This window comes from uncultured Campylobacter sp., from assembly GCF_937997535.1.
GTDB lineage: Bacteria > Campylobacterota > Campylobacteria > Campylobacterales > Campylobacteraceae > Campylobacter_B.
This window is the reverse complement of record NZ_CALKTT010000048.1, coordinates 1-22,951: the sequence shown is the minus strand read 5'-3', so window position 1 is coordinate 22,951 and position 22,951 is coordinate 1. Positions and strand designations below refer to the sequence as shown.

The window sequence follows — 22,951 nt, the reverse complement described above, 5'->3', positions numbered from 1 at the left end:
AATTTTAATAGGAGTATGAGATGCAGCTTAAAAAGATTTTTTTCCCTATCGGCGGCGGCGAGGAGCTAGTCGAGCGCATACACGGAGCGCTGCTCGTGAATAAATTTTTCGGTACGCATATAAACATAATGGCGTGCCAGCTCGATCCTAAGATGATCTACAATGTCCGTATGACGCTAAAAGGCGGCGTACTGATGGAGGAATTTTTAAAATCTGCGGGCGATGAGATGAGGGCCGAGCGCGAGGAGATTAAAGCGATCTTCGACGCCGAATGCGCCAAGCTCGATTTGGATCAAAACGACGACGATCACGTCCCAAATAGTGCCGCTTTGAGGCATATGGTGGGCATTCGTTCCGAGCTAGTGGAGAAATACTCCAAATACTGCGATTTGGTGTTAGTCTCGGTGCCTCCTACGGGCTCTATTACGGGCACATTCGAGGCGGCGGTCACCAAAAGCGGCAAGCCTTGCATCGTCATACCGCGCAAGCTGCAAGAGTTCAAGGCGGATAAAATTTTAGTCTCGCTTACCGGCACTGCGGCCTCTGCGCGAGCGCTTGATAATTGGCTGGAGCTTTTGCAGCGCGCCAAGTCCGTCACCGTCATCACCGCAAACCACTACCTCCAAGAGGGCATCCCCGAAACGAAGCGCCGAATAAGCGATTATTTGGCTCTGCACGACGTTAATATCGATGCTTTCGAGACGCTAAACGCGGACGGCAAGATTCCGGGGCAGGTGCTGCTAGAGTACGCCGACGCGGGCGATTTCGACCTCATCGTCGCGGGCTTGCACTCAGACAGCGGCATCAAGGAGATCTTTTTAGGCGGCGCGTCGAAATACTTCCTACAAAAGACCAAAATTCCGGTCTTAATGTAGCTTAGAGCTTAGGCGCCGTGTTGCGGCATATCGCTCGCATTGCGTCTAGGCTTAATCGGCTTTTGGGATCGGCTCGAATTAGATAGGCGTAAAAGCTTTAGCCGTTGCGGCTTTGCTAGCCTGTCTGCAAATCACGCGGTTTGCTATTTTGCGGACGGGTTGCGATAAATTTTACCGCTAGCTTTGCTGGCAAGCCGCGCTTGCTTTGCCGCGTCGCGGAAATCCGCATAAAATTTGCACTTGAAATTTCCGCTTGCACGCTAAATTTTAAATTCCAAGGGACACAGATGGCGTTTGAAAATGCAATCATCACAAAAGAGGATGATGAGAAGTATGGATTGAGTGAAATTTACTATAAATATAATCCATACTATAAGACTTTTATTAATGAGCTCGATTGGACTATTGATCGAAATGCAGATTGTTGGCTAATGCCAGTATATAGTTTTCCTGATCCAGACTATGATCATGCAAGCCTTGCTAAAGGCATTTGGATTTTATATCATAAAGGTGAAATTATTGAAGTCACATTGGATTATATATTTGATGAAGGTAAAAAGCTTCATCGAATTTGGCAACTTTTGGAATTGACTCCAAAAACCACAAATACTCTTTCCAAAAAGGATATAGTAGCTTTGCTATTCAAAATTTTGAAAGCTTATGGCTATGCCGGAACATGGCAAAAAGAAAACTACACTATGGAACTCCAAGATCTAACTGATCATAAAATCTAAAATTATTAAAATTTCTTAAGGAGGAGAGAGTGGCATTTAAAAATGCAATCATCACCAAAGAGGATGATGAGAAGTATGGATTAAGTGAAATTTACTACAAATATAATCCGAAACGCGAAGTTTTTATCAATAAAGAAGATTGGATGATAAACAGAGAGCTTGATTGCTGGCTATGGGATATTTTTTATTTCCCCGATCCCGAATATGATCATGGAACTCTTGTTAAAGCTATTTGGATTTTATATTATAAAGGTGAAATTATTGAAGTTGTCCTTGATTATGACATCAATAGGGCGCTAAGACCTAAGCAATTTCATAGAATTTGGCAGCTACTCGATCTAAATCCAAAACAAGCTAAATTGATTTCAAGGGATGAAATAATTATACTTCTAGATAATGCTTTGCAAACATATGGATATGATGGCATATGGGAGCAAATTCCAAACTACACTATGGAACTCCAAGACCTAACTGATCACGCCGCAAAATAGGGCTTTAAATTTAACTCTATTTCAATCCCGCACCAAATCAAATTTTATAGAATTTCAGAATTCCACGGAATTTTGAAATTCTAAAATTCCAAAATCCTATAATTTCAAAATTTTAAAATTCCCGCCCTAAAATTTCTTGTAAATAAAATTTATCAAAATCATCGACGCGAGCGCCTCTATGAGCGAGGCGATGATCATCGCGAAGTATATCTCTTGCGAGATCGCGGCGGTGGAGTAAAAAAGCGTCGCCGTGGCGATCACTAGCGTCAGAGGCATTGAAAGCGATAGCGCGAAAAGCGCCGCGCCTTTGCGCCCTAAGGTGCTTAAAAACGTAGCGCTCGCAAGCAGTCTGATGCCAAACATCAGCGCCGCTAGGCTTGCGGCAAAGCTCATCACTCCGGGCATAAGAAGCGCCTCAAGCTTGATCACCGCTCCGGTGTGTATGAAAAATATCGGCACCAAAAAGCCGAAGCCGAACGAAGATAGCTTTTCGATGAGGTCGTCCTTGTGCGAGAAAAAGGTCGGCAGAAAGGTGCCTGCGATGAAGGCGCCGATTACGACCTCAAGCCCCAAAAGCATTACTCCCGCGCAGATGAGGCAAAATAGCGCCATCGCAAATCGCACATCCTTTTCGTTTTTATCGTATTTGGGCATGATGACCGTTTTTAACGCGGGGAACCACCAAAATAAAATTTCAAGCCCTTTAAAAACCGCCAAGGCGGCCGCCGAAAAGCCCAAAAGCGCGCCGATGTGAAGCGCCATCTCTACGCCGAAGCCGTTTTTAAGGTAGATGCCGCCCACCGTGAGGGCGGCGATGCTGATGAGCTCGCCGATCACGCCCGCGGGCATCGCGAGATTGAGCCACGCTTGATCCTTGCCGTATTCCTTATACAGCGCCGAAAGCAGCCCGACGCTCATCAGGGGCGCTGCGATGATAAGCATCTGCGGCAGTTCAAACGCCCAAACCGCGAGCGCGCTTAGGATATAAAGTAGCGCCAAAAAGATTAAGATCAGCCGCAGAATTTTACGCGGCATCGCAAGCAGCGCGCGGAAATCCACCTCGCAGCCCGCCAAAAACATAAGGTAGCAAAAGCCGATCTGAGCGGCTAGATCGAAGGTCGCGCTTGGCGGCAAAAGCCCTAAATTTGCAGCTATGATGCCAAGCATGATCTCCATGGGCGAGAGCGGAATTCTAGCTAAGCTCGCTAAAAAAGGGGAAGCGAAGATCAAAAACGATAGCGCGATTAAGACGTAAATTTCATTCATAAGCTTTGGCCTCGCATCCTTTTAGATTTTCTCCGCACTGTTTTAGAATTTTTTCGCATCTTTCTAGCATTTTCTCTGGCTGCCCAGGGGCTTTTCGTATCATTTTAAGACTTCCTTTCGGGCGCTTTATAGTTCTTTGCGCTGCGAACGGAGACGAAATATGCGCAATTTTCGCTCTTGCACCACAACACAGGCAAATCGAAAAGCCGCTTTTTGCGCCCACAAATCTCGCCCGGATTTAGCACGAGCACGCCGTTTTTATCCACCGCCGCGGCGAAATAGTGGGTATGGCCGTAAATTTTGATAGTTGGAATTTTATCCGCGCCGCACCCGCACGGACCCCGATTTTTACCTTCGCCGCTTGCATTAGGGTCAGAATTCGCGGTTAAATTTGATTTTAAATTTGCGTTCGAGCTCGAGGCCGAGTATGCGTCCAGACTTAAGTCTAAATTTGCGTTTGAGTTCACATCCGCGCCCGCATTCAAGCCCAAGTTCACATTTGGACTTGCGGACGACCGCCCGCTTTTTAAATTCGCACTCGCGCTACGTATGTTTTTAAAATTTACGTCTGCATCGCGCGCGCCATTTAAAATTTCATCATCGTCCGCAGCATTAAAATTTGCGTCTAAATTTGCCGAGCAAGCCGCCGCTTTAGAATTTACGACTAAAATTTCCCTGCGATCCGCACCCGCATCTAAATCCGCGCCTAAATTTAATCCGTCTGCTTCGTTTTGCGCCGCGGGCTTCTCGTCAAAGAGATAAAACGGATGGTGCATGATTTTTAGTCGCACTCCGGCAAACTCCGTGCAGAAGGGCTCATCGTATAGGTTGAAGTCGTTTCTAAACTCAGCAAGCGCTTCGTCGTTGTTCCCTAAAACCGCGAAATAGGGCTTGCTGCTTCGTCGCAAAAGCCGCAGCGTCTCGATCGCGACGATGCCCTCTGCGTGTACGAGTAGGTCGGTGCCGCGCGCGAGCAGCCACTCTATGGTGCTGGCAGCGACCTTTGTTTCGCGATGAGAGTCCGAGATGACGCCTATTATCAATCGATCTCTTCTTTGAGCTTGCACTGCGGACATTCGGCGAAGTTGCCTTTTTTCAGCTCTTTGCGGAGCATGTATGAGTTGCCGCACTGCGGGCATGCGCGCGCAATCGGCGCGTAGTTGCTCACAAAGCCGCATTTTGGGTAGTTCGTGCAGCCGTAGAATTTGCCGCGTCTGGAAAAGCGCTCTACGATCTCGCCCGTGCCGCAGCTCGGGCACTTAACGCCCGTGGAGAGCAGCGGCTTTTTCTCCTTTGCTGCGCCCTCGATTTTGCGCGAGTATTTGCACTTCGGATAGCCCTCGCAAGCGATAAACTCGCCGTATCTGCCCTTACGCTTGATCAAATTTTTACCGCACTGCGGGCATTTTTCATCTAGCACTTCGGGCACCGCCTTCTCCTCGCTCGCCCCCTCGGCGCTAGCGTCCGCGTTGCGCGAGTATTTGCACTTCGGATAGTTTGAGCAAGCGATGAACTCGCCGAATCTACCCTGCCTTTTAAGTAGCTCGCCGCCGCAGTTCGGGCATGCTTCGCCGATCTTTTCGGCTAGCTTTTGGCTTGCGATCGAGGTTTTTCCTTTGGCGATCTCGTCCATAAAAGGGTAGTAAAAATCCGCCAAAATTTGCTGCCAGTCCGCTTTGTTTTCGGCGATGTCGTCGAGCTTCTCTTCCATTTTGGAGGTGAACTCGCTATCGACGATATTTTTAAAATTTTGCTCCAGCATCTCGGTGATTTTAAAAGCGATCTCGCTCGGCACCAGGTGCTTTTGCTCGATATTTACGTAGTTGCGCGCCGTAAGCAGCGAGATGGTAGGCGCATAAGTCGAGGGCCTGCCGATGCCGAGGCTTTCGAGCTTTTTGATGAGGCTTGCTTCCGAATAGCGCGCCGGCGGCTCGGTGAAGTGCTGCTGCGAGCTTAGGCTTTGCAGGCTCATCGCGTCACCCGCGCTAAGGCTCGGTAAAATTTTATCCTTATCCAGATCGCCGTAGGCCTTGTAAAATCCGTCAAATTCCACCTTGCGTCCGCTGATCTTAAACGCGCCCGCTTCGCCGCGCACGATGATCGTTTGGATCTGCGAGACGCTAGGGCTCATCTGCGAGGCTACGAAGCGGTTGTAGATGAGTTGATACAGACGGTACTCGTCGCGAGGCAGGATTTTTTGCGCGAGCTCTGGAGTAAGCTTCAGATCGGTAGGTCTTATCGCTTCGTGCGCTTCCTGCGCGCCTTTGCTTTTGGTGGCGTATGAATTCGGGCTTTTCGGTAGATATTTTTCGCCGAAGCGCTCGCCGATTAGCTCGCGAGCCGCCGCGATCGCTTCTTTGGCGATATTTAGCGAGTCGGTTCGCATATAGGTGATCGCGCCGCCGTTTTTGGTATTAACCCCCTCATAAAGGCTCTGCGCGAGGCTCATCGTCTTGCGCGGATTAAAGCCCAGAGCCGTGCTCGCTGCCTGCTGCAGCGTCGAGGTCATAAACGGCGGGTAGGGATTCGTCTTGCGCGATTTGCTCTCGATACTCTCTACGCTAAATTCGTCTTTTTGCAGCTCGGAGATGATCTCGCTAGCTTGTGCTGCGTTTTTGATCGAGAGCTTTTCCATCTTCTCGCCGCGAAATTCCACGAGCTCGGCTTCCAAGTCCTTTTTAAAAACCGCGTCGATGCTGTGAAATTCTACCGGTTTAAAATTTAAAATTTCGCGCTCGCGATCGACGACGATTTTAAGCGCGGCGCTTTGGACGCGACCCGCGCTCAAGCCGCGTTGGATCTTTAAATTTAAAAGCGGACTTAGCTTGTAGCCCACGATGCGATCGAGCAGGCGGCGCGCTTGTTGGGCGTTTACGCTTGCGATATTAAGCTTGCGCGGCGAGCTTAATGCGTTTGAGATCGCACTTTTGGTGATCTCGTGAAATACGATGCGCGGCAGCTCCTCCGCCTGCTTGCCGATCGAAGCTGCGATATGATAGGCGATCGCCTCGCCTTCGCGGTCCTCGTCCGTCGCGAGATAAATTTGATCCGCCTTTTTAGCGAGCGTCTTTATCTGTTTTACGATCTGATCGTGATCGGCGCTGATTTCGTATTCGGGCTCGAAGCTTTTATCTTTGATTTTGATGCCGAATTTTTTTTGCGGCAGATCGCGGATGTGTCCCTTGGAAGCGACGACGTCGTAGTCATCGCCTAAAAATTTTTTGATAGTTTTGGCTTTTGCGGGGGATTCTACGATGATTAAATTTTTCATTGTTTAATCCTTTAGAATTCTAGGCAGCGTGATGCCCTTTTGGCTTTGGTATTTGCCCTTTTTGTCGCAGTAGCTCACCTCGCACGGCTCATCTCCTTGCAGAAACAAAACCTGCGCGATGCCTTCGTTTGCGTAAATTTTTGCAGGCAGCGGCGTGGTATTGGAAATTTCAATCGTGATGTGCCCCTCAAAACCGGGCTCAAAGGGCGTTACGTTTACGATGATGCCGCAGCGCGCGTAGGTGCTTTTGCCCAGGCAGATTGCAAGCACGTCGCGCGGCATTTTGAAGTATTCGATGGTGCGCGCTAGTGCGAAGGAATTCGGCGGCACGATGCAGACGTCGCCCTCAAAATCCACGACGTTTTTTGCGTCGAAATTTTTAGGATCGACGACCGTTCCGCCGACGTTTGTAAAAATTTTAAATTCGCGCGCTACGCGTATGTCGTATCCGTAGCTCGAAAGTCCGTAGCTAACGACGCCGCGGCCGATATTTTCCTCGCAAAAGGGCGTTATCATATCGTGCTGCTGCGACATCTGTCTGATCCATTTATCGCTTTTCAGTCCCATAAAATTTCCTTAAAATAATCAAAATTTTTCGCGCATTATAGCAGCAAAATAAAATATAATAAAAATTTTATGCTAGAATTTTGCTTAAATTATAAAAATTTTATCACTTTTTAAGGAGCAACTATGGGACTACTCAAGAAATTTGCATTTATTACGTTTTTTATCGCGTCATCTTTGGCTGCTGCGAAGCCAAATATTTATATTTTAGCTACCGGCGGTACGATCGCGGGAAGCAGCGCAAGTGCCACGGAGGGCAACTATACCGCAGGCTCTAAGGGTGTAGAAGATATCTTATCGGCAGTGCCGCAGCTAGGGGATTTAGCTACGATTAAAAGCGAGCAAATTTCAAATATCAGCTCGCAGGATATGAACGATGAAATTTGGCTCAAGCTTGCAAACCGCGTAAGCGAACTGCTTACCAAAAACGACGTAGACGGCGTCGTCATCGTGCATGGAACCGATACGATGGAGGAGACGGCGTATTTTTTAAGCCTGGTCATAAAATCTAAAAAACCGATCGTTTTGGTGGGCGCGATGCGAAACGCAGACTCGATGAGCGCCGACGGTCCGCTTAATCTATACAACGCCGTTGCCGTTGCGGCAGATAAAAACGCTCGCGAAAAGGGCGCTCTTGTAGTGATGAACGACGAGATTCATGCTGCGCGCGAGGTTACGAAAACAAATACTACTAACGTTGCGGCTTTTGCCTCGCCGAATTCCGGCAAAATAGGCACCGTAAATTATGGCGTCATAAATTTCTATATGGCACCGCTTCGCAAACACACCGTCGCAAGCGAGTTTAATATCAAGGATTTCAAATCCTTCCCGCGCGTCGATATCATCTATGGACACGCGCAAGATAGCGGCGATTTGGTCGATGCAGCGGTGCAAAAGGGCGCTAAGGGCATCGTAGTCGCCGGCATGGGAAACGGAAATTTATACCCCGACACGGAGGCTGCGCTCGCAAAGGCTAGCGAAGCAGGCGTGATCGTTGTGCGCTCAAGCCGCACAGGTAGCGGCTCAACTAGCGTTAGCTCGGAGGTGGACGACGCAAAGTTAGGCTTTTTAACCGCAGATAATCTAAATCCGCAAAAGGCGCGCGTACTATTGATGCTGGCTCTTAGTAAAACGAGCGATAAAGCGAAAATTCAGAGCTTTTTTGCGACACATTAACGCATAGGGCTTCGCGCGGATAGAATTTCGGCGCGGGATTTTAATATGAGCTCGGAGGCGAGATTTTAAAGCAAAGCGCGGAATTTAACGTTTAAAGCGTAGAATTCTAGTCGTAAAATTAAGTATAAATTTTAAAGAATTCAAAATCATTTCGCGCTCTTGCGGCAAAATTTCGTGTTTCGCTTGCGAAGTTCGAGCTTAAAATGAACGAGGCAAATCTCGCTCCGTAAATCCTTAAAATCAGTCCGCAAATTCTGTCGTAAATTTCGCTTTGCACTTCTTAAAAGTCCCGCAAAAATCCGTTTAAAGAAACAATTATAAAAATTTAGCTAAAATTTCGCAAATTTTTTCAGGAGAAATTTATGACAAAAGCAGAAATCAAAGAGTTAATGGATTTTTTCGGCGAAAAGCAGGGCATTAACGAGCTAAAAATTAAAGATAAAGATTTTGAGATTGAGATAAAAAAATATGGCCCATGCGGTGGGAGCACGCCTCAGCTCGCCGCACCGGCACCTGCCCCGCAGCTTGCTGCGCCTGCGGTAAATGTGCTCGTGGGCGATAAGCCCGCCTCAAAAGGCGCGATGGATACGATCGACAGCCCGATGGTAGGTACTTTTTATAAAGCGCCAAGTCCCGGTGCGGCAGAGTTCGTAAGCGTAGGTCAGGTCGTGCATAAGGGCGATACGATCGGCATCATCGAAGCGATGAAGATTATGAACGAGATTGAAGCGGAATTCGACTGCCGCATCAAAAAAGCTCTCGTCGAAGATGGACAGCCCGTCGAATACGCTATGGCGCTGTTTGAGGTCGAGAAGCTATGAGGGAGCTTAAGAAAATTCTAATCGCAAATCGCGGCGAGATAGCGCTCAGAGCGCTTCGCACGATCCAAGAGATGGGCAAGCAAGCCATCGTCGTGCACTCCACCGCTGATCAAGACGCGCTTTACGTCAAATACGCCGACGCATCGGTCTGCATAGGCGGACCGCGCAGCAGCGACAGCTACCTAAATATCCCCGCAATCATCACAGCTTGCGAGCTAACGGAAGCCGACGCGATATTTCCGGGATACGGCTTTTTGAGTGAAAGTCAAAATTTCGTCGAAATTTGCGCCAAGCACGGCATTAAATTTATCGGTCCAAGCGTCGAGGCAATGACTTTAATGAGCGATAAGAGCAAGGCTAAGCAAGTAATGATGCGCGCGGGCATCCCCGTAGTGCCTGGTAGCGACGGCGCGATTGCAAGTGTCGAAGAGGCACGCAAGCTAGCCGCCGAAATCGGCTATCCGGTCATCATTAAAGCCGCAGCCGGCGGCGGTGGGCGCGGAATGCGCGTGGTTGAGCGCGAAGAGGATATTGAAAAGCTCTTTTGGTCGGCAGAGAGCGAAGCGATGAGTGCATTCGGCGACGGCACGATGTATATGGAAAAATATATCACAAACCCGCGCCACATCGAGGTTCAAGTATTAGGTGACGAGCACGGACACGTCGTGCATATCGGCGAGCGCGACTGCTCGATGCAGCGCCGCCACCAAAAGCTAATCGAAGAAAGTCCCGCCGTGATCCTGGACGAGGAGACGCGCAAGAGCCTGCTCGAAACGGCGGTTCGCGCCGCTAAGGCGATCGGATACGCAAGCGCTGGAACGTTTGAGTTTTTGTACGACAGCAAGGATAAGAAATTCTATTTCATCGAGATGAATACCCGCTTGCAGGTCGAACACACCGTAAGCGAGATGCGAAGCGGGCTCGATCTGATCGAGTGGATGATCCGCATCGCGCAGGGCGAGAAGCTGCTGCCTCAAAGCGAGATAAAATTTAGCGGACATGCGCTTGAGTGCCGCATCACCGCCGAGGACTCCAAAAGCTTTATGCCAAATCCGGGCAAAATCACAAAATACGTCGCTCCGGGCGGCAGAAACGTGCGAATGGACAGCCACGTCTATGAGGGCTACTCGGTGCCGCCTTACTACGACAGCATGATCGGCAAGCTCATCGTTTACGACAAGAACCGCGCGCGTGCGATTGCGAAGATGAAAGTCGCGCTAGATGAGCTCATCATCGGCGGCATAAAATCGACGCGCGATTTTCATCTTAGGATGATGAACAACCCCGATTTCGTGGATAATAACTACGACACAAATTACCTAGCCAAGCACTGAATTTAAAATTCCAAGGGATGAAATTCTCTTGGAATTTTAAAATTTATTTGAAATTCTAAATTTAAGATTCCTCTTGAAATTTTATATTTAAAAATCTACTTGAAATTTTGTTTTAAAATTTCGTCGCGCCACGCTTCAAATTTTGCTATTAAATTTACCGCTAAATCTAGGTGAAGATGCGCTGTCGTCGCGCGTGTTTTATAGCGAGATAAATGTTAAGTCCGGAAAAAGAGATGAGAATAAACGGTGAAACTCGAGGTGAGGTTCGCGGCTTAAAGATTTTTTGAGGCGAAGGAGAAAATATTTTTCAACTACTTTCGATATAATATGTGTATAAAATATTAAAGGATTATTATGAGTAAAGATTTGGAAGTTGAATTATCAAAAGATGGTGTGAAGCTCTCTGCCGGCAAAGAGCCAACGCAGGCATTAACAAGCGTTTTAGGTGATATTTTTGGCCCGATAACTGAATCTCTTGGAATTGTTGCGGATGAGATAAAAGCAAGAAGAAAAATAAATCAACTAAAACTTGCTAAGAAAATACAAGAAGAAGCAAAGAGTTTAAATTTTACAAAGGAGCAACTTACCAATATAGGTCTAAAAGAACTTGCAGTTATTGAACAGCATGCTATTTTAGAAGAAGACGAAACATTGCAAAGTATGTGGGCAAAACTTATTGTGGATTCTGTAAGCAATAATGAAGATAAAGATAATTTGATTTTTATGAATATATTAAAAGAGATAACTCCTGTGCAAGCAAAAATATTAAAATTTTACTATGAAGTTATAATCAATAAAAGAGAATACCCTAGCTTAGACAGAGTTCTTAAAGCAGTAGTCGTAAAAAATGAAATTTTAAAACATTTAGATATAGATGAAGATCGCTTTGTTTTCAACATAAGCTCTCTTATGAGATTAGGATTAATAATACAATCAGACATCCCTAGCCAAGTTTTAATAGGTACCGGTACTATCCCGATCGGATATAATAAAACAACGCTTACGCCACTTGGTTTTGAGTTTGTGAAAAAATGTATAGGCAATGTTTAGAGTCAAAGTATAACAGTCTTAATGTTTTTCTGGTTTAATCACTGCTTTGAATTTTTCTACATGCTAACGCCAAAGCTTTAAAATTCCAGAGAGTGAAATTCTCTTGGAATTTTAAAGCTTTATTTGAATTCCTGAATTTTAAATTCTATTCGAAATTTTACTTTAAAATTTCGTCGTACCGCGCTTTTAAACCCACTATTAAATTTGCCGCTAAATTGAGTAGTAGCATGAGATACGCTGCGATTTGTGCGTGTTTTCACTGCGAGATCAGCGCTAGGCCGGGTTTAAATTTAGATTTTACGTCGACCAAGGCGGCTAAATTTAGAACGCACATCCTACCGCCGCAGATATTCGCTTCCGTCCGCGCGGTTTAGCGGATGATGTGGGCTGCTGGGGCGTTTTTGTTCTCATCCCACCAAATAAAATTTAAAATTTATGACATATGCGTGTTACGTCGCATATCTTGATGACCGGCTGCCGACGTGCGCGAGTAAGCGGTTAAAATTTGCCGCGCGCTAGAAACGACGACTGATTTATAGGCAAAGCGCGTTGGGTCTTTAAACCGTCAAATTTCAAACTCCGAATTCCTCGTAAAATTTATTTAGATAATCAGCGTAGTAAAAGTTTTGATTTCTAGCGTCAAATTTACCCGCCAGTTCCAAAGCCGTTTTGTAGTCGCTCTCATCGCCAAATGCGCTAACAGCGATGAAAAATCGCAGGTCGTTCAGATCGTCGTTGCTATCGAGTATGGCGTGCGAGTGCTTGCGAGCTAAGCTTAGCGCCGTCTCGCGCTCATCCAGCCTAACGGCGATCTCGATTAACGGCGCGATCTGATTTATAACGCGAGGATTTGACTCGATCGTCGCGGCGGCCTTGGGTAGCAGGGTTTTTGCCTCCTCTATCTTGCCTTCTTTATCATGCTAAAAAGTATCGGCGCGTAGGTTATGTGCGGCACCTCGGAGCAGGTTAGTTCGCCTGAAAGTATCGGCTCGGCAAGACCCAGCGCCGCTTCGTGCTCGCCTGCAAAATTTAAATACGCTATCTCATCGCTTGCTTCGCACGCCTCGCAATCACCCATGTCGTCTTTGGCGAGCTTTCTCCACAGCTCGTAGTTTGCCTTCGCCTCTCTGGCATCGCCCATGTCGATGTTTTGGTTCATCAAAGCCTTGTAGTAAGCCGCCAGAGATAGTTCCAAGCGCTCGTAGTAAAACAGCATCGCTTCGTTCACCTCGTCTATGAGCTCCCTTTCGATTATAGAGCTTTTGGCGATGCCCGAGACTATCCATTTAAATTTCCATAGGCAATCCGTAAAGTCGCCGAAATTTGGGTATTCGCTTTCTTTTAAATTTTGCGCGATGTAGCCCGTGAGCCACATTAGCGCCCTCGTTCTTAAAACCGCGCCGAATTTTTCAAATTCCTCGTTTAGCACAAAGTCGCAAATTTGCGTGGCAAATTCGAAATTTTCCGCCTCGATAGCTCCCCTTATCGCATCAAACAGATACTCCTCTTTATCCGCCAGCCTATCAAATTGCCTTAGCTTTTCATAAAGCCCCTCTAGCGAGCCCTGCTTCATCTGCACTCCTCGTTGAATTTTGCGATAATTATATCCGTTTAGTCTGAAGCTAAGCAGCTTATCGCGATTTTAAAGTCCAAAAGGCAAAATTTAAAATTTATAGCGTTATCTTAAAGCGACTCTGCTCGTGCCGTTTTAGCGCCATATTTGCCGCCTCGATAGGTAAATTTCAGCTTTGTTATATAAATTTAATATTAAAATGCTGTATTCATAAATTTTTTAAAAAAGGGGATTTATGGACATAAACATGCAGCGCTTTAAAAGCGAGTTCGAGCAGATAAGCCGCTTTGGGGCTTTGGCGGGCGGCGGGCTTACGCGGCTTGCGTTTTCGCGCGAAGATAAAGAGGCGCGCGACTTCCTCATATCGCTACTTCAAAAAGAAAATTTCAAGATCAGAATCGACGATGCGGGCAATATTTTCGCTAAATTTATGGACGTTAAAAATCCCGATCTACCGTCCGTAAGTGCTGGCTCGCATATCGATAGCGTGCCGCAGGGCGGCTTTTACGACGGCACGCTAGGCGTCATGGCCGCTTTGGAGGCGATCCGCACGGTGCGAGATAGCGGAGAGAGGCTTGCGCGACCGCTGGAGCTCATCGTCTTTGTTTGCGAGGAATCAAGCCGCTTCAAAATGGCGACCGTAGGCAGCAAGATAATTAGCGGCAAGCTCTCGCAAGAGCGGCTAGGCGAGCTGAAGGATGGGGACGGAATTTCGCTGTTTGACGCCATGGAGGCTTTCGGGTTAAATCCCGCAAATTTAAAAAGCTGCGTCCTGCCCAAATCCAGCTTTCATAGCTACATCGAGCTTCATATCGAGCAGGGGCCGGTATTGCAGCGACGCGGCATCCCAGTAGGCATCGTCACGGGTATCGCCGCACCCGTGCGATATGAGCTGCGGATCGAGGGCAGAGCCGATCATAGCGGCGCTACGCCGATGGATATGCGCTGCGACGCCCTAGCTTGCGCTAGCGAGATCATTTTAAGCGCGGAGAGGATCGCAAAGGAGGGCAAAACCACGGTCGCGACGACGGGCTATGCAAACGCGCTACCCGGCGTGCTAAACGTAATCCCCGGCTCCTGCACGCTAGGTCTTGATATACGCGATATAGACGAGGATGCGCTTGGGGCGGCGGATGATAAAATTTGTGCGGCGATAGGTGAAATTTGCGCTCGCAGAGGGTGCAGATTTGAACTAAAAAATCTCATCAAGGATCGCCCCGTAAAGCTAAGCGAGGAGATGATAGATCTGCTTGAGAGCTGCACCGGCGAGCTTAAAATTCCAAGCCTGAGGCTTCCTAGCGGCGCGGGACACGACGCGATGAATATGACGGAGCTTGCGGATCGCGTGGGGATGCTTTTTGTGCCGTGCAAGGACGGCATCAGCCACAACGTAAATGAAAGTATAAACTGGCACGACGCGTTTGCCGCTACGAAGGTTCTAGCCGCGGCGATGTTAAGCTTAGCTAAAAAATAAAGGAGAGAAGATGGATGCTATCGCACAAAAAGTAGAGGCGCTCAAGAGCGAGATGATCGGGGATCGCAGGTTTTTCCACTCGCATCCCGAGACGGGTTGGTTTACCTTTTTTACGACCGCGGTTATCGCAGATCGAATGCAGCGCCTGGGCTATGAGATAAAGCTCGGTCGCGAGGTGGTAAAGGCGGAAGCCAGACAGGGCGTAGGTAGCAAGGATGCCTGCGAGAAGGCGAAGCAGCGCGCCAAAGAGCTGCTAAACGCGGATCAGATAAAATTTCTTGATGCGATGGAGGACGGGCTAACGGGTCTAGTGGCCGAAATAGACACGAGGCGCGCGGGCAAGACGGTCGCTTTTAGATTTGATATAGACGGCGTAGACGTGACCGAGAGCACGGACGCGGATCACCGCCCTTTTAAGGAGGGCTTTCGCTCCGACATCAGCGGCATTACGCACGCGTGCGGGCACGATGGGCATATCACGATGGGGCTTGCTCTGGCAAAGCTGATCGCGCAGAGCCTAGACGATTTTAGCGGTAAATTTAGATTTATCTTCCAAACCGCCGAGGAGGGTACCAGGGGCGCCGTAGGTATGGAAGCTGCGGGCGTTACTAAGGGCGTGGATCATCTGCTGGGCGGTCATATCGGCTTTCAGGCTACTACCATGAGAGGCATCATCTGCGGCACAAAAAAGCTACTTGCGACCACTAAATTTGACGTAAATTTAAAGGGTAAGTCCGCTCACGCAGCGGGCGCACCGCAAAACGGAGCCAATGCTCTGCTCGCCGCAGCCGAGATGGCGCTTGATATGCACGGCATCACTAGACACGCAGACGGCGTCACGCGTATCAACGTAGGCGTGCTGCGCGCAGGCGAAGGACGCAACGTCATCGCGCCCAACGGCTATCTCGCGTGCGAGACGCGCGGCGAGAGCACGGAGCTGAATGAGTTTATGAAGGCCAAATGCATGGACATAGTGGAGGGCGTTTCTAAAATTTACGGCGTTAGCTACGATGTGCAGGTTACGGGCGGTACCGCAGGCGGCGATAGCGACGAGGCCACCACGCAGCTTTACGAGGATGCGGCGAAGGCGTCGCCGTTTATCGACGATGATAAAATCGTAAGGGAGCTAAGCTTTGGCGCATGCGAGGACTTCGCGCATTTTATGCGCTCGGTGCAGGATGCGGGCGGCAAAAGCGGATATCTGATGATCGGCACGACGCTTGCGGCAGGGCATCACAACGCCAAATTCGACTTCGACGAGGACTCGCTGCTTGCTGGAGTGGACGTGTATCTGCGCTGCGCGTATAAGCTAAACGGCAAAATTTAAGGAAAGCGGCATGAAAAGAGCACTGCTTCTAAGCGCTTCCAGTTACAAAGACAGCGGCTATCTGAACCACTGCAAGGGGTGGATCAAGGAATTTTTAGGGGGTCTTTGGGAGGATGAAATTTTATTCATTCCGTTTGCGGGCGTTAGGCGCACGAACGAGCAATACGAGCAGAAGGTCGCGGATTGCCTGGAGAGTAATAATATCAGATCGATCCATCGCTTTGCCGATATGAAAGCCGCCGTTAAAAATGCCAAATCGATCTGCATCGGCGGCGGCAATACCTTCGTGCTGCTAAATGAGCTTTATAAATTTGATCTTTTGGGTGCGATCAAAGACGTCGTGGACGGCGGTACGCCGTATTTCGGCTGGTCTGCGGGCGCAAACGTCGCGGGCAAGACGATGATGACTACCAACGACATGCCGATCGTCTTCCCGCCCTCGCCGGTGGCTCTTGGGATCTTTCCGCACCAGATCAATCCGCACTTCATAAGCGGTAAAATTTTAAACCACAACGGCGAGAGCAGGGAGGAGCGGCTGGAGGAGTTTTTGATCGTCAATCAAAATGACAGCGTCTATGCTATGCCCGAGGGTAGCGCGTTTTTGATAAACGGAAACGAATGCGAGGTGATGGGATATGCGGACGTGCTGAAATTCGAGTATAAAAAAGAGATCTCGCGCATCGCCGTGGGAAGTAAATTTAAAATTTAAAAGGAGTTATCGTGCAGACACTTAGGCTATTTTTGGCGCTTGCGGGTATCGTCGCAGTCGTCGCTTTGCTAATCATGAAGAAGGATACCAAAACCGTGCTTATCGGCGTGGGTTTGGTGCTGTGCGTGCTTTGTCTAAAGCCGCTGGACGGGCTGGGCGCCTTTACCTCGTATATGACCAAGGCGGGGCTTATTAAGGCGATCTGCGCCAGTATGGGTTTTGCCTTCGTGATGAAATTTACCGGTTGCGACCGCGCGCTCGTAAATTTACTAACCAGGCCTCTTGGCAATATCGGATTTTTATTGATCCCTATCGTCGTGGCGCTTACATATTTTATCAATATCGCTATCCCCTCCGCTGCGGGCTGCTCGGCTGCGGTCGGCGCTACGCTGATCCCCGTGATGATGGCTGCGGGCGTTAAACCGGAGATGGCGGGAGCTGCGGTATTTGCGGGAACTTTCGGTAGCGTTTTAAGCCCGGGCTCGGCGCACAACGTATTTGTCGCCGATATGGTAAAGGCGCACAACCCATCCTATACGGTTCAAGACGTCATCGGGGTGCAGTTTTCTAGCGCGATTACCGCTTTGATCGTGGTTTTGATCGTAATGAGTATAACGGCGATAGTTTGCAAAGACTACACCAGGGGGGTGAATTATCTCGCACAAAAAGAGGGCGGCGCAAATTCCGTTGCGTCAAATTCAGCCGACGGTTCAAATTTAGACGCGCAGCCTCAAAAGATAAACGTCTTATACGCGCTTATGCCGCTAGTGCCGCTAGTGATCTTAGTAATCGGCGGCACGAGCCTAAATCAGGTCTCTTTTCTAAAATGGACGAAGATGGGCGTCGCCGAAGCGATGCTACTGGGCGCTATCCTCACCATCGCCGTTACCCTAACCGATCCTCAAAAAATTACGAAGGAATTTTTCAAAGGCATGGGTAGCGCGTATGCCGAGATCATAGGTATCATCATCGCAGCAGGCGTCTTCGTCGCGGGTCTTAGCGCGTGCGGAGCGATAGATTTCGTAATTGAGTGGCTGAAGGGCGAGCAGGGCTACGTAAAATTCGGCGGAACCTTCGTGCCGTTTTTTATGGGCATCGTAACGGGCTCGGGAGATGCGGCGTCGATGGCGTTTAACACCGCCGTGACCGTGCACGCCGACGCGCTGGGTTTTGAGCAAGATAAGCTCGGTATGGCGGTTGCGATAAGCGGCGCGCTAGGCAGGAGCGCATCGCCGATCGCGGGCGCTTGCATCGTTTGCGCGGGACTTGCGATGGTAAGTCCTATTCAGATCGCTAAAAGAACGGCTCTAGGGATGTTTCTATCCGTCTGCGTCATCGCATTTGTTATTTTATAAAAGGCTTATTTGTGGATATTGTGCAGAGGTTTTTAAACTACACCAAGATCAACACCACCACAAATAGAGCCGCGGGTGCTGCGGGCATAATGCCCTCAAATCCCAAGGAGCTTGAGCTCGCAGAACTCATAAAAAGCGAGCTCGAAGCTCTGGGCATAAAAAATATCAGCCTTAGCGAGAAGTCGATTTTGATCGCTAAAATTCCATCAAATTTAGACGCGCCCGCTGCGAGAGTGGCGTTTTTCGCTCACCTCGATACCAGCGCCGAGCAGACGAATGATACCAAAGCTCAGATCGTAATATACGAAGGCGGCGATATCTGCCTGAATAAAGAGCTAGAGATCTATCTTAAAGAGAGCGAAAATGAGGAGCTGCAAGATTATAAAGGAGATGAGATCATCGTAACGGACGGCACCAGCTTGCTAGGCGCCGATGATAAGGCAGCGATCGCAGCGATCGTGAATGCGCTGGAATTTTTCGTCCAAAATCCGCAGATAAAACACGGCGAGATAATCGCCTGCTTCGTGCCGGACGAGGAGCAGGGCTTGCGGGGCGCAAAAGTGCTGGATGTAAGCGAGATAGGCGCGGATTTTGGCTACTGCCTTGATTGCTGCGGTATCGGCGAGTTTATCTACGAGAATTGGAACGCGGGCGATTGCGTCGTTACCTTCAAAGGCCAGTCCGCTCATCCGATGAACGCCAAGGGCAAGCTCGTAAATTCCTTGCTTTTGGCGCATAAGTTTATCTCGCTGCTGCCTGCGGGCGAGGCGCCCGAATACACAGAGGGCAAGGAGGGCTATTTTTGGGTCAAGGAGCTTAGCGGCAACAGCGCAAAAACCGTCCTAAAGATCGACGTGAGGGAATTTGACGAGAAAAGATACGAGCAGCGTATGGAATTTTTGCAAAAAACTGCGGACGGGCTTCGCGCAATCTGGGGCGATCGGATCGAAATTTCGCTAAACGATCGCTATAAAAACGTCTATAACTTTTTGAAAAACGACGATGCGCCGGCGATACGCTTTGCGAAGCAGGCCTTTAAAAGCTTAAATATCGAGCCCAAGATCAAGCCTATGCGAGGCGGCTACGACGGCGCCGTCATCTCCGCAAAGGGGCTGCCGTGCCCGAACCTCTTTACTGGCGGGCATAATTTCCACTCGATCTACGAGTATCTGCCCGTAGGCTCTTTAAAAGCGGCGAGCGAAGTGGTTAAGCGGATCATAACGCTGGCGACGGCGCGAGCTTAGCTCGGGCGCTTTCTACTCCGCGCGTAGATTTGATTTTAAATTTGGCTTATTCATTCCGCCGCGAAATTTTACCTGCTCGGCGGAATTTCGCTGGCAAGGTGAAATTTTATCTTGCTAAGCGGGATTCCGCGCGGCTATGAAATTTTGATTTGCTCTGCTGAGCGCGCGGTTTGGCGAGCTCAAAGGCGCGCTGTAAAATTTTGCCGCATCCTGTGCTTTACAGCCCGCTTATTGTCGTGCCCTTAATGCTATTCGCAGACGGCGCGACCGCGCATTTTTGCAGCCTACACGACAAGCTGCGGTGAATTTTATATTTCGACGATTTAGATGGCTAGCAGACACGCCGTATCGGCCGGCAAAATTTTATCCCCGCAGCAGGCAGAGCGGACGTTTTTAGCGCAAGTGAGATCAGCCTTTAGGAACTAGACGGCGTCGCAATAGCGCTTAAAAAGGCACGGAATTTCTTTAAATTAAAATTTTGCCGTAATGCTCGGCTCGCGCTGAATTATCTATAAACTGCACAGGCTAAATTTAACGCTTCGTGTAAAATTTTATCGCGACTTTCTTTATTTCAAAGGCGCAGTTCAAGCCCGAAACGAGGCTCGAATTTTAAAATTTAGCCCAAAAACCTAGCTTGGTTTTAATTTAAAATTTTTTACCTGCGCCCTTTGTGCCTAAATTTCTTAAAAATTCCGCGTACTCCGCCGCGCCTTTTTTCTATCTGCGTGACACTGCTTTCGTAATCCACGCCCGGCGTCTCTTCGGCGCCGTAAAACGCGAAAAACTCGCGCCAGTCGGCGTGAAAATAGTAGCGAAATGCCAGCTCAAATGGCACTAAAATCTTCTCCATCGTGAAATGATATCGCCCGCTAGGCGCGTAGTCGGCGCGCTTGATGCCGGCGCTCACCGCCAGCGCCACGGCGCGCCCCCGTATGCCCTCGCTCGTGCGTCCGTAGGCAAGTCCGTATGTCATCGTCGCATCGATCCAGCTTTTTAAAATCGCGAATCGCGGGCGAGGAGAAATTATGCAGCGGAAATTGCAGTACCAGCGCGTCGTGGGCTTTGATTATCGCGCGCTCGCGCTCACCGTCTATTTCGCCGCTAGGATACTCGCGCGCTAGGTCTCGCACGGTGAAGCTTTGCACGGCGGCCTCTTTCAAAAACTGCTTGTTTATGACCGAATTCTTAATGTCGGGGTGAGCTAGAATGATTAAGCTTTTCATATTTTTCCTTTAAAATTTTGGTTTGGGCGATAAATTTGCCGCTAAAATCGCAGATAGAACTCCGCTTTGAAATTTTATTTTCAAATGAGCGGCGGAATTCTAAGGCAAAATTTCAAGACCAAATTTTAATGCCGAAGCTTCGACGCTTAAATTTGACGCCGAAATTCCGTAGCAAATTTCAGTGCATAAATTTCATAATTAAAGCTTAGCGCCCAAATGCGCCGGGGTCCTATTTCAAAACGATGGCTTGGCGCTTTATTTCCCCGCAGCTAGCAGATCTGCAAGCACCTTTGCGGCGTGATCTTTCGCCTTGACGCTTTTATAGACCTTTAAAATTTTGCCGTCCGCACCGATCAGAAAGGTCGAGCGCACGATGCCCAGATACTCGCGCCCGTAGTTTTTGCGCACCTGCCACGCGCCGTATAGCTTGGCTACCTCGTGCTGCGGATCGCTCAGCAGGATGTGCTTTAGGCTCTGCTTGGCGATGAAGCCTGCGTGGGATTTGGCGCTGTCGGGGCTGATGCCTACGATCACGCAGTCTGCAGCGATAAAGTCATCGTACGCGGCGCTAAATTCGCACGCTTCGGTCGTGCAGCCGGGAGTGTTATCCTTGGGGTAAAAATACAGCGCGATCCTCTTGCCTGCGAAATCCTTTAGCGCGACGCTCGCTCCGTCGGCGTTTTGCAGCGTAAAAGCGGGCGCTACGTCTCCTGCTTGCAGCGTGATTTTGCGCTCGCGATCCTCTGCGCTAAACTCGTCTTCGATCTGTGTTTTTCTCTGCATATCGTGTCCTTTTTTTTGAAATTTTCGGGCTCGTAGCCCAAATCGCGGCTAAATTTTAATCTTTTTTCATAAATTTATCCTTGCTTGGATGAAATTTTGCCTCGCGCCGCAGCTGCACGCGATCGGGTGGATCGCAAGCGAGATCGTTCCAGACAAGAGCGGGCTAGGGGCTTGCTTTGCGGCACGCGAAAAACATTTTGTTGCACATGCTTTGAGGCAGTATGGTACGAGAGCGCCTCGTATCTATCGTGCCACGCAAATCCAGGTTCCTCACAAGCAAAATAACGCTCGTTTTCACAACCCTTCTTAATCTACTTTTAGTTTTTTAACGATATGATTCTACAAATTTTAACAAAGGAGATAACATGAAAACGCTCGTGATTTTATCGCATCCAAATTTTGCCGCCTCGCGCGTGAACAAAGCCCTATCGCAGGTCGCAAAGGGCGCTGCCGGCGTAGAGGTGCGCCATTTGGAGGGACTTTACGGCACCGATACTGCGCGCATAGATGCTCGCACAGAGCAAGACGCGTTATTGGGCGCCGACCGCATCGTATTTTTGTACCCGATGTACTGGCTAAACGTGCCGCCTATGCTAAAAGCCTATATCGACATCGTCTTTTCGCACGAGCTGGTGGGCTCCGGCGCGCTTAAGGGCAAGGTCTTGCAGCTCGCGCTAAGCGCTAGTACGCCGCTTAGCGAGTACTCCAAACGGGGCGCGATCGGCTATAGCATGGACGAAATTTTAACGCCGCTTAAGATCGCGGCAAACTACTGCGGGATGGATTTTGCCGTGCCGTTTATCAGCAGCGGATTTGAGCCCGGCGAGTTTGGCGACGATGCCGTAGATGCCGCAGCCGCGCGCTTTGGCAAGCTTTTACGAGGAGAGCTAAGTCCTAGCGAGTATCAAATTTAGTTTTGCCCCCTTGCGGCTATGAGCTAAAAATTACGATAGTGGTGATACGGGCGACTTAGTAACCGATGAAAGTGCGGCGTTTTGGAGTTAAATTTATATCCGCTCGTAAAGCAAAAAATAAGCATATCCAAGCCGCACCTTAAATTTAGAATCACAAATCGTCGTATTAATTTTACGTCGTCTCCGAGGCAAATTTGACTTATCGGAGACGCTAAACGGAGACGCTAAATTTTGCTTCGTCGCCGCTAATATGCAAATTTAAAAGCTAAATCCGTATAATGTCTTGCGCAAGGTTTTGTTGTTCGTCACTTAGCCTGCGATGTTAAACGCAAGCTTATTTTAGGTCTTCTATATACTCGCTAACAGCCGCCATGTCCTCGTCGCTTAGGTTTTTGGCGTGCAGCTGCATGACTTTGCCCATGCCAAAGGCGTTGTTTGAGCCGTCTTTGTAGCCTTGTAGCGCTTTTATGCGATCTTCTTTGCCGATACTAGTTAGCGCAGGCACTTTGTTTGCGTATTTTGTCTCCGCTTTTTCGCCGTGACAGGCCGAGCATTTTTTGTAAATGGCTTCGCCGCTAGCCGCAAATAGAGATAAATTTAGCGCCAAAACGGCGGTAGCGATGCGATATATTTTCATTTTTCGTCCTTTTTGATAGAAATTTAGACGAGATTATAGTCTTAAAAAGTTAAAAGAAAAATTATAAAAAAAGTTGCAAAAATGAAGCGTCAAAGAGAGAAAAATCGGCGGAAAAACTCCGCCGAAAAGG

The 22,951-nt window shown here is 48.8% G+C and carries 23 protein-coding genes; 14 read left to right on the top strand and 9 right to left on the bottom strand.

The annotated features are described in order from the left end of the window. Positions 1-20 precede the first annotated feature (20 nt). From Q0117_RS04570 to Q0117_RS04560, 3 genes are all read left to right on the top strand, one after another. Positions 21-875, top strand: coding sequence for a universal stress protein (locus Q0117_RS04570; protein WP_297923171.1), 855 nt, complete (start codon positions 21-23; stop codon positions 873-875). A gap of 287 nt (positions 876-1,162) precedes the next feature. Beyond that, the gene (locus tag Q0117_RS04565) at positions 1,163-1,609 is read left to right on the top strand and encodes a hypothetical protein (RefSeq protein ID WP_297923168.1); all 447 of its coding nucleotides are present in this window, start codon (positions 1,163-1,165) and stop codon (positions 1,607-1,609) included. A gap of 29 nt (positions 1,610-1,638) precedes the next feature. Continuing rightward, a complete protein-coding gene (locus Q0117_RS04560) occupies positions 1,639-2,100 on the top strand; it encodes a hypothetical protein (protein ID WP_297923166.1) in 462 nt (153 codons plus the stop codon). Between the two features lie 126 nt (positions 2,101-2,226). Here the strand turns inward: Q0117_RS04560 and Q0117_RS04555 are convergent, their stop codons facing one another. From Q0117_RS04555 to dcd, 4 genes are all read right to left on the bottom strand, one after another. Further along, entirely contained in the window at positions 2,227-3,366 is a 1,140-nt protein-coding gene (locus tag Q0117_RS04555) for a cation:proton antiporter (protein ID WP_297923163.1), read from the bottom strand. Positions 3,367-3,470: 104 nt separating this feature from the next. After that, positions 3,471-4,409, bottom strand: coding sequence for a metallophosphoesterase family protein (locus tag Q0117_RS04550; RefSeq protein ID WP_297923160.1), 939 nt, complete (start codon positions 4,407-4,409; stop codon positions 3,471-3,473). Continuing rightward, positions 4,406-6,637, bottom strand: a complete 2,232-nt coding sequence (topA, locus tag Q0117_RS04545) for a type I DNA topoisomerase (protein ID WP_297923157.1) — start codon at positions 6,635-6,637, stop codon at positions 4,406-4,408. The genes Q0117_RS04550 and topA overlap by 4 nt, the downstream gene beginning before the upstream one ends. A gap of 3 nt (positions 6,638-6,640) precedes the next feature. After that, complete coding sequence (gene dcd / locus Q0117_RS04540; RefSeq protein ID WP_295150800.1) at positions 6,641-7,204, bottom strand: dCTP deaminase; 564 nt, start codon at positions 7,202-7,204, stop codon at positions 6,641-6,643. 174 nt (positions 7,205-7,378) lie between these two features. Between dcd and Q0117_RS04535 the strand changes: the two genes are divergently transcribed. From Q0117_RS04535 to Q0117_RS04515, 5 genes are all read left to right on the top strand, one after another. Continuing rightward, positions 7,379-8,377 (top strand): asparaginase, encoded by a 999-nt coding sequence (locus Q0117_RS04535; protein ID WP_297923209.1) that lies wholly within the window; start codon positions 7,379-7,381, stop codon positions 8,375-8,377. Positions 8,378-8,739: 362 nt separating this feature from the next. After that, entirely contained in the window at positions 8,740-9,198 is a 459-nt protein-coding gene (gene accB, locus Q0117_RS04530; protein ID WP_291938704.1) for an acetyl-CoA carboxylase biotin carboxyl carrier protein, read from the top strand. Then, on the top strand, positions 9,195-10,532 hold the full coding sequence (locus tag Q0117_RS04525) for an acetyl-CoA carboxylase biotin carboxylase subunit (RefSeq protein WP_297923153.1): 1,338 nt from the start codon (positions 9,195-9,197) through the stop codon (positions 10,530-10,532). Before accB ends, Q0117_RS04525 begins: the two co-directional genes overlap by 4 nt. 354 nt (positions 10,533-10,886) lie before the next feature. Then, positions 10,887-11,582 (top strand): Abi-alpha family protein, encoded by a 696-nt coding sequence (locus Q0117_RS04520; protein WP_297923150.1) that lies wholly within the window; start codon positions 10,887-10,889, stop codon positions 11,580-11,582. 626 nt (positions 11,583-12,208) lie between these two features. Beyond that, positions 12,209-12,355, top strand: coding sequence for a hypothetical protein (locus tag Q0117_RS04515; protein WP_297923147.1), 147 nt, complete (start codon positions 12,209-12,211; stop codon positions 12,353-12,355). Positions 12,356-12,480: 125 nt separating this feature from the next. On the opposite strand, the gene Q0117_RS04510 is transcribed toward Q0117_RS04515, so the two are convergent. Further along, positions 12,481-13,155 carry a hypothetical protein gene (locus Q0117_RS04510; protein WP_297923143.1) on the bottom strand — a complete coding sequence of 225 codons (675 nt, stop codon included), beginning with the start codon at positions 13,153-13,155 and terminating at the stop codon, positions 12,481-12,483. A gap of 235 nt (positions 13,156-13,390) precedes the next feature. Here Q0117_RS04510 and Q0117_RS04505 point away from each other — a divergent pair, with 235 nt between their 5' ends. From Q0117_RS04505 to pepT, 5 genes are read left to right on the top strand one after another with little or no spacing between them, the layout of a single operon-like run. Then, complete coding sequence (locus Q0117_RS04505) at positions 13,391-14,629, top strand: M20 family metallo-hydrolase (RefSeq protein ID WP_297923140.1); 1,239 nt, start codon at positions 13,391-13,393, stop codon at positions 14,627-14,629. Between the two features lie 10 nt (positions 14,630-14,639). Then, positions 14,640-15,956, top strand: a complete 1,317-nt coding sequence (locus Q0117_RS04500) for an amidohydrolase (RefSeq protein WP_297923137.1) — start codon at positions 14,640-14,642, stop codon at positions 15,954-15,956. Between the two features lie 10 nt (positions 15,957-15,966). Further along, positions 15,967-16,665, top strand: coding sequence for a dipeptidase PepE (gene pepE, locus Q0117_RS04495; RefSeq protein WP_297923133.1), 699 nt, complete (start codon positions 15,967-15,969; stop codon positions 16,663-16,665). A gap of 11 nt (positions 16,666-16,676) precedes the next feature. Then, positions 16,677-18,020 carry a C4-dicarboxylate transporter DcuC gene (dcuC, locus tag Q0117_RS04490; RefSeq protein ID WP_297923130.1) on the top strand — a complete coding sequence of 448 codons (1,344 nt, stop codon included), beginning with the start codon at positions 16,677-16,679 and terminating at the stop codon, positions 18,018-18,020. Between the two features lie 11 nt (positions 18,021-18,031). Further along, positions 18,032-19,264 carry a peptidase T gene (gene pepT, locus Q0117_RS04485; protein ID WP_297923128.1) on the top strand — a complete coding sequence of 411 codons (1,233 nt, stop codon included), beginning with the start codon at positions 18,032-18,034 and terminating at the stop codon, positions 19,262-19,264. A 655-nt stretch (positions 19,265-19,919) separates the two neighbouring features. Here pepT and Q0117_RS04480 read toward each other — a convergent pair. The 3 genes from Q0117_RS04480 to bcp all read right to left on the bottom strand — a co-directional run bounded on the left by Q0117_RS04480 (position 19,920) and on the right by bcp (position 21,270). Then, complete coding sequence (locus tag Q0117_RS04480; protein WP_297923125.1) at positions 19,920-20,237, bottom strand: NAD(P)H-dependent oxidoreductase; 318 nt, start codon at positions 20,235-20,237, stop codon at positions 19,920-19,922. Then, entirely contained in the window at positions 20,134-20,487 is a 354-nt protein-coding gene (locus Q0117_RS04475; RefSeq protein ID WP_297923123.1) for an NAD(P)H-dependent oxidoreductase, read from the bottom strand. Before Q0117_RS04475 ends, Q0117_RS04480 begins: the two co-directional genes overlap by 104 nt. A 255-nt stretch (positions 20,488-20,742) precedes the next feature. Continuing rightward, a complete protein-coding gene (bcp, locus tag Q0117_RS04470; protein ID WP_297923120.1) occupies positions 20,743-21,270 on the bottom strand; it encodes a thioredoxin-dependent thiol peroxidase in 528 nt (175 codons plus the stop codon). Positions 21,271-21,635: 365 nt separating this feature from the next. Here bcp and Q0117_RS04465 point away from each other — a divergent pair, with 365 nt between their 5' ends. Then, positions 21,636-22,184, top strand: a complete 549-nt coding sequence (locus Q0117_RS04465; RefSeq protein ID WP_297923117.1) for an NAD(P)H-dependent oxidoreductase — start codon at positions 21,636-21,638, stop codon at positions 22,182-22,184. A gap of 334 nt (positions 22,185-22,518) precedes the next feature. Here Q0117_RS04465 and Q0117_RS04460 read toward each other — a convergent pair whose 3' ends face one another. Further along, on the bottom strand, positions 22,519-22,821 hold the full coding sequence (locus tag Q0117_RS04460; protein WP_297923114.1) for a c-type cytochrome: 303 nt from the start codon (positions 22,819-22,821) through the stop codon (positions 22,519-22,521). Between the last annotated feature and the right edge of the window lie 130 nt (positions 22,822-22,951).

Bases quoted from the DNA above. Each gene is read 5' to 3' on its own strand.
- Q0117_RS04570 (WP_297923171.1), top strand. From the start codon at position 21: ATGCAGCTTAAAAAGATTTTTTTCCCTATCGGCGGCGGCGAGGAGCTA.
- Q0117_RS04565 (WP_297923168.1), top strand. From the start codon at position 1,163: ATGGCGTTTGAAAATGCAATCATCACAAAAGAGGATGATGAGAAGTAT.
- Q0117_RS04555 (WP_297923163.1), bottom strand. From the start codon at position 3,366: ATGAATGAAATTTACGTCTTAATCGCGCTATCGTTTTTGATCTTCGCT.
- topA (WP_297923157.1), bottom strand. From the start codon at position 6,637: ATGAAAAATTTAATCATCGTAGAATCCCCCGCAAAAGCCAAAACTATC.
- dcd (WP_295150800.1), bottom strand. From the start codon at position 7,204: ATGGGACTGAAAAGCGATAAATGGATCAGACAGATGTCGCAGCAGCAC.
- accB (WP_291938704.1), top strand. From the start codon at position 8,740: ATGACAAAAGCAGAAATCAAAGAGTTAATGGATTTTTTCGGCGAAAAG.
- Q0117_RS04525 (WP_297923153.1), top strand. From the start codon at position 9,195: ATGAGGGAGCTTAAGAAAATTCTAATCGCAAATCGCGGCGAGATAGCG.
- Q0117_RS04520 (WP_297923150.1), top strand. From the start codon at position 10,887: ATGAGTAAAGATTTGGAAGTTGAATTATCAAAAGATGGTGTGAAGCTC.
- Q0117_RS04510 (WP_297923143.1), bottom strand. From the start codon at position 13,155: ATGAAGCAGGGCTCGCTAGAGGGGCTTTATGAAAAGCTAAGGCAATTT.
- Q0117_RS04505 (WP_297923140.1), top strand. From the start codon at position 13,391: ATGGACATAAACATGCAGCGCTTTAAAAGCGAGTTCGAGCAGATAAGC.
- Q0117_RS04500 (WP_297923137.1), top strand. From the start codon at position 14,640: ATGGATGCTATCGCACAAAAAGTAGAGGCGCTCAAGAGCGAGATGATC.
- pepE (WP_297923133.1), top strand. From the start codon at position 15,967: ATGAAAAGAGCACTGCTTCTAAGCGCTTCCAGTTACAAAGACAGCGGC.
- Q0117_RS04480 (WP_297923125.1), bottom strand. From the start codon at position 20,237: ATGACATACGGACTTGCCTACGGACGCACGAGCGAGGGCATACGGGGG.
- Q0117_RS04475 (WP_297923123.1), bottom strand. From the start codon at position 20,487: ATGAAAAGCTTAATCATTCTAGCTCACCCCGACATTAAGAATTCGGTC.
- bcp (WP_297923120.1), bottom strand. From the start codon at position 21,270: ATGCAGAGAAAAACACAGATCGAAGACGAGTTTAGCGCAGAGGATCGC.
- Q0117_RS04465 (WP_297923117.1), top strand. From the start codon at position 21,636: ATGAAAACGCTCGTGATTTTATCGCATCCAAATTTTGCCGCCTCGCGC.
- Q0117_RS04460 (WP_297923114.1), bottom strand. From the start codon at position 22,821: ATGAAAATATATCGCATCGCTACCGCCGTTTTGGCGCTAAATTTATCT.